Annotated in this window: 14 protein-coding genes and 3 pseudogenes; 12 read left to right on the forward strand and 5 right to left on the reverse strand. The window is 51.4% G+C overall.

Annotation, left to right across the window (positions count from 1 at the left end):
• Positions 1-314: 314 nt before the first annotated feature.
• The 5 genes and pseudogenes from GCU48_RS27445 to GCU48_RS23960 form a co-directional block, all read right to left on the reverse strand.
• Positions 315-413, reverse strand: a pseudogene (locus GCU48_RS27445) (MerR family DNA-binding transcriptional regulator); the annotation flags it as partial.
• A 47-nt stretch (positions 414-460) separates the two neighbouring features.
• A complete protein-coding gene (locus tag GCU48_RS28420; protein ID WP_244316378.1) occupies positions 461-955 on the reverse strand; it encodes a hypothetical protein in 495 nt (164 codons plus the stop codon).
• A gap of 175 nt (positions 956-1,130) precedes the next feature.
• Positions 1,131-1,340: pseudogene (locus GCU48_RS28425) on the reverse strand (alpha/beta fold hydrolase); the annotation flags it as partial.
• A 12-nt stretch (positions 1,341-1,352) separates the two neighbouring features.
• Positions 1,353-1,678 (reverse strand): annotated as a pseudogene (locus GCU48_RS28435) (epoxide hydrolase N-terminal domain-containing protein).
• 35 nt (positions 1,679-1,713) lie between these two features.
• A complete protein-coding gene (locus GCU48_RS23960; protein WP_244315923.1) occupies positions 1,714-2,133 on the reverse strand; it encodes a MarR family winged helix-turn-helix transcriptional regulator in 420 nt (139 codons plus the stop codon).
• Positions 2,134-2,966: 833 nt separating this feature from the next.
• Here GCU48_RS23960 and GCU48_RS23965 point away from each other — a divergent pair.
• The 12 genes from GCU48_RS23965 to hypE are packed head-to-tail and all read left to right on the forward strand — an operon-like array spanning position 2,967 to position 13,273.
• Positions 2,967-3,854, forward strand: a complete 888-nt coding sequence (locus GCU48_RS23965) for a hydrogenase small subunit (RefSeq protein ID WP_152381702.1) — start codon at positions 2,967-2,969, stop codon at positions 3,852-3,854.
• Positions 3,855-3,878: 24 nt separating this feature from the next.
• Entirely contained in the window at positions 3,879-5,300 is a 1,422-nt protein-coding gene (locus tag GCU48_RS23970; protein WP_208811910.1) for a nickel-dependent hydrogenase large subunit, read from the forward strand.
• A gap of 2 nt (positions 5,301-5,302) precedes the next feature.
• Entirely contained in the window at positions 5,303-5,779 is a 477-nt protein-coding gene (locus GCU48_RS23975; protein WP_152381703.1) for a HyaD/HybD family hydrogenase maturation endopeptidase, read from the forward strand.
• Positions 5,772-6,113: a hydrogenase maturation nickel metallochaperone HypA/HybF gene (locus GCU48_RS23980; RefSeq protein WP_152381704.1), complete on the forward strand. Its 342-nt coding sequence runs from the start codon at positions 5,772-5,774 to the stop codon at positions 6,111-6,113. Before GCU48_RS23975 ends, GCU48_RS23980 begins: the two co-directional genes overlap by 8 nt.
• The gene (gene hypB, locus GCU48_RS23985; RefSeq protein WP_152381705.1) at positions 6,114-6,776 is read left to right on the forward strand and encodes a hydrogenase nickel incorporation protein HypB; all 663 of its coding nucleotides are present in this window, start codon (positions 6,114-6,116) and stop codon (positions 6,774-6,776) included.
• Between the two features lie 17 nt (positions 6,777-6,793).
• Entirely contained in the window at positions 6,794-7,072 is a 279-nt protein-coding gene (locus GCU48_RS23990; protein WP_152381706.1) for a Sec-independent protein translocase subunit TatA/TatB, read from the forward strand.
• 21 nt (positions 7,073-7,093) lie between these two features.
• Entirely contained in the window at positions 7,094-7,843 is a 750-nt protein-coding gene (gene tatC / locus GCU48_RS23995; RefSeq protein ID WP_152381707.1) for a twin-arginine translocase subunit TatC, read from the forward strand.
• Positions 7,836-8,579 (forward strand): twin-arginine translocase subunit TatC, encoded by a 744-nt coding sequence (gene tatC / locus GCU48_RS24000; RefSeq protein ID WP_152381708.1) that lies wholly within the window; start codon positions 7,836-7,838, stop codon positions 8,577-8,579. Before tatC (GCU48_RS23995) ends, tatC (GCU48_RS24000) begins: the two co-directional genes overlap by 8 nt.
• Positions 8,580-8,609: 30 nt before the next feature.
• Positions 8,610-10,973 (forward strand): carbamoyltransferase HypF, encoded by a 2,364-nt coding sequence (gene hypF, locus GCU48_RS24005; RefSeq protein WP_152381709.1) that lies wholly within the window; start codon positions 8,610-8,612, stop codon positions 10,971-10,973.
• Entirely contained in the window at positions 10,946-11,170 is a 225-nt protein-coding gene (locus GCU48_RS24010; RefSeq protein WP_152381710.1) for a HypC/HybG/HupF family hydrogenase formation chaperone, read from the forward strand. Before hypF ends, GCU48_RS24010 begins: the two co-directional genes overlap by 28 nt.
• The gene (gene hypD, locus GCU48_RS24015) at positions 11,163-12,248 is read left to right on the forward strand and encodes a hydrogenase formation protein HypD (RefSeq protein WP_208811912.1); all 1,086 of its coding nucleotides are present in this window, start codon (positions 11,163-11,165) and stop codon (positions 12,246-12,248) included. Before GCU48_RS24010 ends, hypD begins: the two co-directional genes overlap by 8 nt.
• Before the next feature lie 14 nt (positions 12,249-12,262).
• Entirely contained in the window at positions 12,263-13,273 is a 1,011-nt protein-coding gene (gene hypE / locus GCU48_RS24020; RefSeq protein ID WP_152381711.1) for a hydrogenase expression/formation protein HypE, read from the forward strand.
• Positions 13,274-13,286 lie beyond the last annotated feature (13 nt).

Genomic DNA, 13,286 nt, shown 5'->3' on the forward strand with positions numbered 1-13,286 from the left:
TGCACATTGCAGAAGCTGCCTTTAAGAAAAGGGTTCATAATAAGGAAAGCTGGTATAGGCCAAAAATATTCGAAGGAAATGGAGTGCTATATTACGGAAAGGCTAAAAGACGCCGTGTAAACTGGGGATGTAACAATTGAAGATAAACGAATTATTGGATATGGAAGAATTTCATAGAATGAAATTGAGGTTATACCCAGATGAATCTGTCTACAGTATTTGCGCGCGCTATTACTTGTATTCAGGCCATTTTACACGTTTGGCAAAAATAAAACGGAACAACAAGTTGTATTTAAGTTTGCAGAATGCTTTTTATCGACAGTGGCAGGTTTTAGTAATCCAAGCTCATCGTAAAATCGCAAGGTTTTTACCGATACTCTGCTAAGCTTAGAAAAAACGCTGATCTTTAACATTTCGCGTCCGGTTCCTTTCAATAGGATGAAAACCTGACAGTATGCACTCATCGGCGACCTCGGAAAGTTCGGCGCAAGTCCTGGGCCCACTTGTCCGAAATTTCCCAAGGGATAAAGTGTCCACCTTCTGCGTGAGCTGTGATGTTGACATGGTTATACCAAGGAGCGCGGTCGCTGTCGAGAAAATTCCGTGCGCGATTTTCGGTCGTGATACCCGGCGGATTTTCGTAGCCCACGAAGGTTATTCCGGTTGATGCCTCAACGACAGGCCAGCGATGATGAGAGGGTGTCCATGGATAGCGGTTGGCGTTCGCATAGACGCGCATCGAGGTTTCGATGACGTTGTTGACCCAGAAGATTGTTGCGTGTGTAAGGATGTCGTCCTTCGAAAAGACATTCTTCGACATTACCATATTGTCGCTCCAGCTGGCCCATCGTTCCAAGATCCATGCGAGCATTCCCACCGGAGAGTCGCTCAGGCCGTAGGCGAGTGCCGGAATCAAGTACGTGAACGGCGAGATGCGATGCAAAACAGCGATCAAACTTCAACATCTCCGACCTGATTCTCTCAGGGATATTGTCTGGAAGAGGGCGGCCTCCGGCGAGATCCCAAGCGCGATCCCCGTTAAACAAGCTCAGTTTTTGAGCAGACCCGATATGAATGGCGTAGAGTTCGTCACTATATTTATGTCCCAGTTGACCGGTTACGAGAGCACCTACATCGCATCCCGCTGCAGCGTATTTATCATAGCCGAGTATATCGGTCATGAGTGTTTGCCAGAGATCGGCGATTTTCCAAAAGTTCATGTCCGGGTGGTTTAGCAGCGTCGTCGAAAATCCGAAGCCTGGAAGAGAGGGCACGATTACGTCAAAGGCTTCAGCTGGATCGCCTCTGAATGCACCAGGGTCCGCCAGGGGATCGATCACCTTGGACCAATGCTAGAATGTCCATGGCCAACCGTTGGACAGGATCAATGGTTTAGGGGGCCCTATGCCCGGTTTACGCATAAAGTGCACAGAAACTCCGTCAACATTTACTTTATAGTACTCGTAGGCGTTGCCTTCTCGGATTTGCGCCAGTCAAACTTGTTAATCCAGTAATCGACGAGACACTCCAGATAGTTCCGGCTAACGCTGTAAAAACAGTCATCATTACCGGCATCGAGAGGCCATCTGGTAGACTTCAAACGAATTTGAAGATCAGTTAGTTTCTCATCCGATACGTGGATCGGACTCGGTTCAAGCACGAACGGAGCTGTTGTCATAAGTGTTCCTCCTTGTACGAAAGGAATGTACTAACCTATCCAATCCATTTGATTTCAATATCGAAGGAAGGGATTAGGCATCGTTTCCCAGTTCGACCAGATGCCTCAATGCGGATAATGCGGATGCAATTGCCTGTTTTTCCCAAGTTGAGTTCTTCAACGAATTTCGAGAGCTGTGCGGTGCGATCCATGCGACGCGAATTGATAACATTTGCGCCAAGAGCGGTAATATGCACTTGAACTACCCGGCCATCATTCGGAGCTGGCCCGCGCTCGACGAGTCCGTCTCGTTCAAGTCGGGTCACCAATTGTATGATTGCCGACTGTGTAACTTGCTTAGTGGCTGTCAACTCAGTCAGCCGCATGGGGCTATTGTGAGACAATGTGTGCAGGACAGACAGCGTTGTAAAGCTTAGTTTTTCAATTGATGGTAACCGAATGAGTATCCTCGTCAAGTCTTCGATCACCACGGCGACATCGGCGACATTGAGGTTAGTAGTATGAGTTTTAGGTCTCATGACAAAGTTATATCATTAATTTATATAAGTATCTAATGTAAACGGGTATAATTTAAGTTCCCCAATATTCATGCTGCCTCTATATACTGGATGAAAAAAGAATTTCTAATTACAAAAGATTCTTTTGACGGAGGAAAACGGAATTGACTGAGGCTTTAAAAGACATGTATAATGAGACATTCAAATGGGACTTCACCAAAATTTTATTAGATAAAGTTCTTGTCAAATGCTCACGACAAGAACTTTATCTTATTCCCGATTGAATTCGAATCTAAAGTATCGTCTGTTTATATCCTCAAAGTAAAACTGAGGATAAGGAAGGAGACGAAAGAGGATCAGCACGTCTCCTGACATAGTATGTTCATCTGTTTCCTTCGAAAGGCCTAGGTCTCATGACTCGTTATTCATTTCAAGAGCAAAGGTTTCTTCTGAGACAAATTGAACAGTAGGGTCGATAGACGCATAATGACAGTCTGCCGCTTCTTTTGGAGCGGTTTTTCTTTTGTTGTTAACCCTCCATATTCACCCGATTAACCTCAAAATCGTAAGCGATTTCAATTACACCTTACTCCAGTTTCCCACCAACCCACTTATGAGTATCACCCCGATCGGTGAAAAAATCAGTCAAGTTTTCAGGAAATTTATCCAAAAAGTTTTCATTTTGTCCATTGTTCTTTCTTACACTGTCCCCTATAATATGGGTGGATTTGTCATAAAAAGAAAGTGTTCCATGGATAGGAGACTCCCAAACCGCGAAAAGGAGAGATTTGATGAGAATCAACAGGAGAGATTTTCTCAAGTGGTCGGCGGCGGCTGTGGCAGCGCTGAAGTTGGAGATGGATATGGACAAGCTCAACATGGTTATGGCGGCGGAGACGGACCCTCCAGTCATTTGGCTGCTCGGGTCAGGTTGTTCAGGATGCAGCATATCTACGCTTAACGTGACGAACCCGACCACCATCGAGGATGTGCTTCAGAACAAAATCAGTATGAAGTATGACAGCACGATCATGGCGGCGTCAGGTGAAAGTGCGATGCAGGCGCTTGAAAATGCGGCGAACCAGTATAACGGACAATTCATTCTCGTGATCGAGGGTGCCATTCCCGGGGGAGCCTCCAAGAACTACTGTATTATCGGTGAGCAGAACGGGGTTCCGCTCACTATGTATGATGCAGTGCTCAAATATGGACCGAAAGCAAAATATGTCGTGGCGTCAGGCACCTGCGCCTCCTTTGGCGGCGTGGCGGCCGCAGCTCCCAACAGCACAGGTTGCGTATCCGTGAAGTCGCTGCTGAGCGGCAAAACCCCGAACCCGGTCGTCAATTTGGCGGGGTGTCCGGTGAATGCGACAGTAATGGTGCAGACGCTGCTTGATTTAATCTTAACTGGCCTACCTTCTCTTGACAGTAACAGCCGCCCGAGTAAATTTTTCGGCACAACTATACATAGTGTGTGTCCGAGAAAAGGGCAAACCCAGGTTTCCCAGCCCGGAATTTACGGCTGCTATAAGAATATCGGCTGTAAAGGCCCTGGAAACCAATCGCCGTGCCCGTCGCTCATGTGGAACAACAAACAAGGCTGGTGCATCCAATCGGATTATCCGTGTATCGGTTGTACAGCACCTGTATTTCCTCTAAATCCGATCATTACCGTTTAAGCGGCGACTAAGAAAGGGTGAATAATGATGAGCACGATCAAGCTGGATCCGGTAACTCGTCTGGAAGGACATTTGAAGGTTGAAGTCACGCTGGACGCCAATAATAAGGTGGTTTCCGCCGCCGTCGCCGGTATGCTGTTCCGGGATTTCGAGAACATGCTGCTGAATCGGCCTCCAAGGGATGCTGCTTTCCTGACTCAGCGGATTTGCGGGGTATGCCCGGTTCCCCAGGCCGTTGCTTCCGTAAAGGCGGTTGAGAAAATAAAGGGCTTTAAACCAAATCTCCAGGGGCTGATGCTTCGGAATCTGATTCAAGGAGCGAATTTCCTGGACAGCGGAATCACTCATTTTTACCATTTATCGTTACTAGACTATATTCAAGGTCCGCAGATAAGTCCATGGGTAGGAGGCTACACGCAGGATCTAAGGTTCAGTGCCGCCGATACCCAAACGCTGACGGATCACTATATTTCGGCGCTGCAAATCCGCAGAAAGGCCAACGAAATGGCGGCCATCTTCAGCGGTAAGCTTCCCCATGCCGCGAATATTGTTCCAGGCGGTGTAACGGCCTTGCCTTCGGCAACGGAAATAAATAATTTCCGGAACTATTTGAACGATATTCAGTCCTTCATTTCGAGTACTTATCAAGCTGACGTCAACATGCTGGCTTCGGCTTATAGCGATTACTATAGCATGGGCACAGGTTACGGCAACCTAATCACCTTCGGCGCCTTTGACACGAATACTTCAGGGGGCTTGTTATTCCCGGCAGGCACTGTCACAGGCGGAACCGTTGGCGCATTTAACGAAACGAACATTAAGGAATTCAATAAATATTCTTACTACTCCTCTCCAAGCGGACAAGCCCCGGCAAGCGGCACCACAACGGCGAGCTACGGAAAGAGCGGAGCTTACACCTGGTTGAAATCTCCCCGGTACAACAACACGCCATTTGAAGCGGGACCGCTGGCCAGAGCATGGGTTAGCGGCGACTACCGCAGGGGCGTATCCGTTATGGACCGGCATATGGCACGTTACGTGGAAATGGCCAAACTCGTAAGCAATATGCAAACTTGGCTGGATCAATTAACACCAGGAGCCAGCGGCTTTACGAATATCGGCGATCCGGTTTCGGGCAGCGCCTCCGGCTTAACGGAAGCTCCACGGGGCGCGATTGGCCACTGGCTATCGGTATCCAGCTCCCAAATTTCCAAGTACCAAATTATTACGCCAACCTGCTGGAACGCCTCTCCGATGGACGACTCCGGCAATCCGGGTCCTGTCGAAAAAGCTCTGATTGGCACCCAGCTGGCGGATCCGGCCCAGCCTGTGGAACTGCTCCGCATTGTGCATTCCTTTGACCCCTGCACAGGTTGTTCCGTGCATGTCATGTCTCCGGAAGGCGGGGAAATGTCCAAATTTATCGTCCAGCCTCTTGGCAAATAACGATGAAGGACACGGTGGTCATTGGAATCGGCAACATTCTCTTGAAGGATGACGGCATCGGCGTCCATACGATCCGCGAATTGGAGAACGAAGACCTCCCGTCCACAGTTGAACTGGTGGATGGGGGGACTTCTACCCTGGCTATGCTGAGCTATTTTCTGGAGTCCCGGAGAATTATCGTTATCGATGCGTTGAAGGCCGGCTTGGATCCGGGAACGATTTACCGGATCAGCCCGGAGGATATTGCGGGCTACGAGAAGGGGAACTTATCCATTCACGATACTCAAATTTTAGATGTGGTCCAAATGGCCCGCATGCTCGGCGCCGCTCCGAACGTCATTATATTCGGCATTGAGCCGCAGGAGATCGGTTTTGAACTCGAAATGTCGGATCTCATGAGGAGCAAAATTCCCGAGATTATCGGGCTCATCAAGCAAGAATTGGGCTTCGCAAGTCAGGAGGAGAAGAACTTTGCATGAAGCGGCCATTGTAGAAAGCGCCTTGGAATTAATCCTCGTCAAAGCCGAAGAGCACCATTTGACAAAAATCAGGCGCATCACGGCCAAGGTGGGAGAACTGTCGGGTGCCCTTCCGGAAGCCATGCAATTCGTTTTTCAGAACGCGTCGCAAGGCACGATTGCGGAAGGGTCGGATTTCATCATCGAACATGTGGAAGCAACAGCCTCATGCGGGAGCTGCGACATTACGTTTCCCATCCGTTATTACCATCCCGTGTGCCCTTCGTGCGGCGGGCTGGACAACCAGGTCCTCACAGGTTATGAGCTGTATATCGATACGATGGAGGGTGATTAAATGAGCAGCATTAAAGTGGTTACTAGCATCCTGAAGGTGAATGACGAGCTAACCCAGCAGAACAAGAAGCTGATGAATGAGAAGGGGCTGTATGTCATCAATTTGATGAGCTCCCCGGGGTCGGGCAAAACTTCCATTCTGGAGAAAGTGATTGCCAAGCTGAAGGATGAAGTGAAAATTGCGGTGATCGAGGGTGACCTCTATACGACAAAGGATGCTGAAAGAATCGAGGCCCACGGAGTGCAGGTCGTGCAAATCAACACCGAGGGAGGATGTCACCTGGATGGGCAGATGATCCGGAACGCCTTAACTCATTTGAACTTGGACGAAACGAACCTGCTGATTATCGAGAATGTCGGCAACCTGATTTGTCCTGCATCCTTCGAGCTGGGGGAGGATCTGATCATCACCGTATTAAGTACGACGGAAGGAAACGACAAGCCGCAGAAATATCCGCGCATGTTTGAAAAGTCCGGCATCGTCATTTTGAATAAAATCGATTTGGTGCCCCATACGAACTTTGACAAGGATGAATTTCACAAAGATATCCGGGAAATCAATCCTAAGGCGAAGGTTATTGAAACTTCCTGCATGACCGGCCAGGGGATTGATGAGCTGTGCGCCTGGTTGAAGAAAACGATCTCGATCTCGAATCCAGTATAAAAAAGGAGAGTTAAACTATGCCTCATATTGGTTTTGGCGAACTTGTTGTTATTTTGGTCATCGCGTTAATTGTGTTCGGTCCCGGTAAGCTTCCCTCCGTGGGCGGAGCCATCGGTAAAGCCTTCTCTGAATTTCGGAAAGCATCTAAGGAATTAACCGGCGAGGGTGCTAATTCTTCCGCTGCTAACGAGCCATCTAAGGAGTTAACCGGCGAGGGTGCCAATTCTTCCGCTGCTAACGAGCCTGTTCCGGTTCAAGCAGCCGTTTCTCAAGAAACCAATGAAGTTAAATCGTAATCCGCTCATCGGTGAATATTGATGTGGGAGAGCGAAAATATCGTTAGCGCCGTTCGCTGGCTGGGCAAATTTCGCGCCCGCATCCTCGCCGGAGTGCTGGTTGTCATTGCCGCAGCGACGGCCGTATATGCGGTGTCGGACCCGCTTCTGAAGCTTTTGTGCCGGCCGCTTCAGGATCAGCCGCTGTTCTTTATGACGCCTGTGGATGGAGTGATGACGAAGCTGTGGGTGGCGATGTTCGGAGGAGTTCTGGCGTCGTTTCCCGTTCTGGCCTGCCTGCTCGTGTCCATGTTCGCCTCCTTGCTGGACCGCAGCATTCGTCTCAAAATTTATTTTTTGACCATTCCGTTAGCTGTCGTTCTTTTTGCGGGGGGGATCGCATTTGCCTACGAGTTTATTTTGCCGAACACCGTCGACTTCCTGATCCAGAGCGGAGAAGGAGTTCTGAAGCCGATGATTTCCGGGAGTGCTTATGTGTCGTTTATAGCATTCTTTTTGATCTCGGTGGCACTGGTTTTTGAACTGCCGATCGTGATGGTTGCGCTGTCGAGAATTGGCCTGATTCATTCCAAGATGCTGATGAGAAAACGGAAATTCGCCGTGCTGGGAATCGTGATCATACTGGCGCTTTTGTCTCCAACTCCTGATGCGTTCTCGCTTCTGGCGGAATCGATACCGGTGGTGGCACTGTACGAAATCAGCATTTGGACGATTTACCTTCTGGAGCGAAAGGGCATGTCAAGGATGAAGCGTGTGACTACCGATGATTAATCAAAACCGTTTGCAGCAAGATACAGATCGACCGGTGGTGGAGCATTTGGCGGAGCTGCGTAGAAGATTGATTGTGACAGTGGCTTCCGTCATCGTTCTGACTGCTGTCATTTATTCAAAAGCGTTCCTGATCGTGGAGGTTCTAAAAAGATCCGTCGGGAACGAGTGGCTGGATCTGGCCTTTTTTTCGTTAACTGGAGCTTTTGTCCTAAGGGTCAAGCTGTCTTTTATTGCGTCCCTCATCGCGCTGTCCCCGCTTATCGGTTACCAGCTGTTTGCATTTATCGGTCCCGGCCTAACTGCCAAGGAACGAAAAGTGTTGCTTTCGGCGGTGTTTTATATGGTTCCCTGTTTCGTTTTGGGCGTCGTTCTAAGTTATGTAGTGGTCGTTCCTTCTGTGTTGCACGCACTTCTCACATACGGAAACTCTTATATGAAGGCGGCCTTGTCGGGCGAGGAATACATCAGCTTCATTGCCATGCTGTGCGTCGTTTTCGGTCTTGTATTCACTCTTCCTTTTCCGCTCATCGCGCTTGGGAAGCTGGGACTTCTGCGTTCCTCCTGGATGAAAAAAGTAAGGGTCTCCATTGTACTCTCCGTGTTGATCGGAGAAGGTTTGTTTGCGGCTGACATTACCTCGGTAATCCTGCTTGCCATTCCTCTGATTCTTATTTACGAAATTAGCCTGAGAGTCGTCATACGGATGGAGAAACGCAGGGAGGCAGCGTCACTATAACATCTAGGAATGGAATGGAGGCGAAAAGCTATGTTGAGTGAGGTCATCCGGGTGGATGTCCAAGTGAAGGGCATTGTGCAGGGAGTAGGGTTCCGCCCTTTTGTATATCGGCTTGCGCATCAGCATGATCTCAAAGGGTGGGTCACTAATGACGCAAGCGGCGTCAGACTGGAGGCGGAGGGCCGCAGTCCAGATATCGACGCTTTTTTGCTTTCATTGCGAGCGTCCCCTCCGCCTCTCTCCCATATCGAGGAACTGACCGCGGAAGTGCACTCACCGATTGGATACGCGGAATTCCGTATAAAAGAAAGCGCCGGCGCCAGCTCTCATGAGGTGTACCTCTCGCCGGACATTTGCGTGTGTGAAGATTGTCTTGCAGAGTTGAAGGATCCTGATAACCGGAGGTTCCGCTACCCGTACATCAACTGTACCAACTGCGGGCCCCGGTTTACCATTACGGTTCAAGTCCCATACGACCGGAAGCATACGACAATGCGGGATTTCCAGTTATGCCCGGATTGTGCGAAGGAATACCATGATCCGACGGATCGGCGATTTCATGCCCAGCCAGTAGCTTGTCCAGTATGCGGTCCGTCGGTTTCGCTGCTGGACGCTTCCGGGAAAAGGGTGGATTTGGCTGACGCGGCCGCGTGTGCCGCCGAACGTTTGAAGTCGGGCGCCATTCTGGCAGTCAAGGGCCTCGGCGGCTATCATCTGGCTTGCGATGCGACGCAGGAGACGGCGGTACGAGAGCTGCGGTCGCGAAAGCGCAGGGACGGCAAACCGTTCGCAGTTATGGCGGATACGCTCGAGACGGTTCTTCGCATCTGCGCCGTAACGGAGAAAGAGCGGGAGCTTCTCACTAGCCCCAAGCGGCCGATCGTCCTGCTTCCCTTGAAGACAGAGGCACGCAAGCTTCTTCCGGCAGATACCCTTTCCCCCGACAATAATATGCTAGGCGTGATGCTGCCGTATACGCCGCTGCAGCATCTTTTGTTTCAGGACGGTTTGGAGCTTATGGTCATGACGAGCGGCAACCGTTCCGGCGAGCCTATTGTGTACCGTGACAAGGAGGTGACATCGGCTCTTCAAGGAATCGCCGACTATTACCTGGTTGGGGACCTGCCTATCCATATGAGGACGGATGATACGGTAACCAGTGTGTTTCGGGAACGGGAGTACATCATCCGCAGATCACGGGGCTATGTCCCTTATCCCTTTGACTTGACTGCTGTCGTTCAATCGGCGGAAGTGAAGCCGTACAAGTCCGGGAATTCTCCCATATTGGCGTTGGGGGGAGAATTAAAGAATACGTTTTGTTTGGTCAAGGACCGCAAAGCCTTTGTCAGCCATCATATCGGTGATCTGGATAACCTGGAAACGCTGGATTCCCTTATAGACGGAGTGGCGCATTTTGGGCGCATTTTCGCAGCGGAAGCCGGGGTTTTGGCCTACGATATGCATCCTGGATACCGTTCCTCCCAATATGCGTCCGTACACAAGAACATCGTCAAGATCCCTGTTCAGCATCATCACGCCCATATCGCTTCCTGTATGGCGGAGAACGGCATTTCCGGTCCAGTGATCGGAGTCGCCTTCGACGGAACGGGACTGGGCGAAGACGGACACGTCTGGGGCGGAGAATTTTTCGCTGGGGACTATGGCGGATTTGAGCGCATGGCCCACTTTGGGTATGTCCCGCTTCCCGGTGGGGATGCGGCCGTCAAGGAGCCTTGGAGGATGGCTTTAAGCTATCTTCTGAATGACGAAGGGACTGAGCTGCCGGCCCATTGGCTGAGTACCATCGAGCCGTACAAAAGGGACATCGTCAATCGCCAAATTCTGCAGCGCATCAACACGCCGCTCACCAGCAGCGTCGGCAGGCTGTTTGACGCCGTGTCGTCTCTGACCGGTTTATGTCATTATGCTGAGTACGAAGGCCAGGCGGCCATTCGTTTGGAAAGAGCGGCAGATCGGGAGACGTCACGGATTTATCCGTACGAAGTGAAGGCTGTGCAAGGCAGGCTTGAGATTGGCGCTGCGCCTCTAATCCGGGAACTGGTTCTCGAGATTCGGGACGGAAGGAGTATTTCCGGAATTTCCGGAGCGTTTCACCGGACATTGGCTGCAATTGTAGGGGATATCTGCATACGGATTCGATCCGAACGGGGTCTGAATGAGGTGGCACTCAGCGGCGGTGTGTTTCAAAACCGCTTGCTGCTTGCCTTTACGGTCGACGAATTGGAGCGGAATGGGTTTCGCGTATGGCTCCACAGCAAGGTGCCTGCCAATGATGGGGGGCTTTCACTGGGCCAGGCGGCAATAGCGCTGGGCAAATATCTCACACAGGAAGGGATGCGGGAATCATGTGTTTGGCAATACCCGGAGAAGTAGAAAGCGTATGTGGCGACAAGGCGGTAATCGATATTACCGGTATCCGGAGGCAAGTGTCCATTGCCCTGGTCGACCGGGTGAATGTGGGGGATTACCTGCTCGTTCATGCGGGCTGTGCGATTGCGATCATCGATAAGCAGGAAGCCATGGAGACGATGGAACTGCTCCATCAGTTGGCGGGGAATATCCATGATTAGCGAATTGGAAAAAATTCAAAACCAAACGTTGGTTGAAGGCCTGGTGAAGGCAATCCAGCGCTATGACGGAAAGCCCGTTTCGATCATGGAGGTATGCGGCACCCATACGATGGCGATCTCCCGTCATGGGATTCGGGAATTGCTTCCGCCGAACGTTAGGCTTATTTCGGGGCCGGGCTGTCCGGTCTGCGTAACCCCGAGCTTTTACCTGAAATCGGCTTTGGAGCTCGGCAGGAGAGAGGATACCATCCTGGCCACTTTCGGCGACATGATGCGGATTCCGTATAAGGGCGTCAGCTTGCTGACCGAGAAGGCGCTGGGCAGGGATATCCGTATGGTATACTCCCCGCTGGACAGTCTGGATATCGCTCGTCAGCATCCGGACAAGAAGGTCATTTTTCTGTCAGTCGGGTTTGAGACGACGGTACCGGTCACAGCCATTGCCGTTCTGGAAGCGGCGCAGCAGGGGCTTGAGAATTTCATGATTTTATCGGCTAATAAAACGATTCCGGCAGCGATGCACCTGCTGTCTTCGGACCCTGAAGTTTCCGTTGACGGGTTCATGTATCCCGGCCATGTCAGTGCTGTGATTGGCTCCGGCCTGTACGAGGAACTGGCTAAGGCGTATGGGATTCCGGGAGCTATCACCGGGTTCGACCCGGCGGATATTCTGGGCTCGATCCTATACGTTCTGGAGCAAATCCGGGGCAATAAAGCCACAGTCGCCAACTTGTATTCCAAGGTGGTTCAGCCGGGAGGGAATCCGATTGCCCGGGAGAAAATGGACGAGGTATTCGAGCCTTCGGATGCCGTATGGCGGGGACTCGGACAGATCCCAGGCTCAGGCCTACGGCTTCGCGAGAAATACAGGGCCTTTGATGCATGGGGCCTGATCAACGGCTCCGTGGAGGAGTGGGACGAGGAAGCGCGCGGCTGCCGCTGTGGCGATATTCTGAAGGGAAAATGCCTCCCATCCGATTGTAAATTGTTTGGAAAGGCGTGCACGCCCGAAACCCCGGTCGGTTCCTGTATGGTATCGAGCGAGGGTACTTGCACGGCATATTACCGATACCAATAGGGGGAGGGAGACCAGTGAGCGAAATCATTACTTTAGCCCACGGCAGCGGAGGGAAACTGACCCATCAACTGATCCATGGGATATTTCAGAAGCACTTCCGAAATGATTGGCTCCTTGAGGGCGGCGATTCGGCAGTACTGGAAACTCTTCCGGGACAATTGGCGTTCACGACGGATTCCTATGTGATTCATCCGCTTTTTTTCCGCGGAGGGAACATTGGGAAGTTGGCCATTTGCGGGACCGTTAACGATCTGGCCGTATGTGGAGCAATTCCCAGGTATATTAGTTGCGCTTGGATCATTGAAGAAGGGTTTGCTCTTGGGGAACTGGAGGAGATTGCGGAGTCCATGGCGGCGACCGCAAAGGAAGCCGGAGTAGTGATAGTAACCGGCGACACAAAGGTCGTTCCGAGAGGCTGTGTGGACAAGCTATTCATTAACACCTCCGGAGTGGGTTTTATTCCGGAAGGTCTTCGGCTGTCCCCCGCTTTAATCCGGCCTGGGGATCGTGTGATCGTCACCGGTACGATCGGGGATCACGGCACAGCGATTCTGATTGAGCGGGAACAGCTGCAGGTGGAAACCGGACTTGGAAGCGACTGTGCGCCGCTCAACGGAATGCTGGAGCTGGTAACGGCTTCAATGGGCGGTGCTGTAAGACTTATGCGGGACCCGACCCGGGGCGGCGTAGCCACTACGCTGAACGAATTTACGGAAGGGCAGAGCTTTGGCATCCGGCTGGAGGAGAATGCACTTCCCGTAAAAGGGGAAGTGCGCGGTCTATGCGGCATGCTGGGGATGGACCCGTTGTACATAGCCAACGAGGGCAAAGCCATTCTGGTGGTTGACGGGGCCCAGGCGGACCGAGTGATTGAACGGCTACGCAGTCACCCCTGCGGGCGGGACGCCGCCGTGATCGGCGAAGTTGTCGCAGATCATCCGGGAAAGGTATATATGCGCACGCTGGCCGGAGGCCACCGCATCATCGATATGTTGGTAGGCGACCAACTGCCCCGAATTTGTTAAACGGCGGGATAAC

Origin of the sequence: Paenibacillus brasilensis (assembly GCF_009363115.1) — a bacterium.
GTDB classification, from domain to species: Bacteria; Bacillota; Bacilli; order Paenibacillales; family Paenibacillaceae; genus Paenibacillus; species Paenibacillus brasilensis.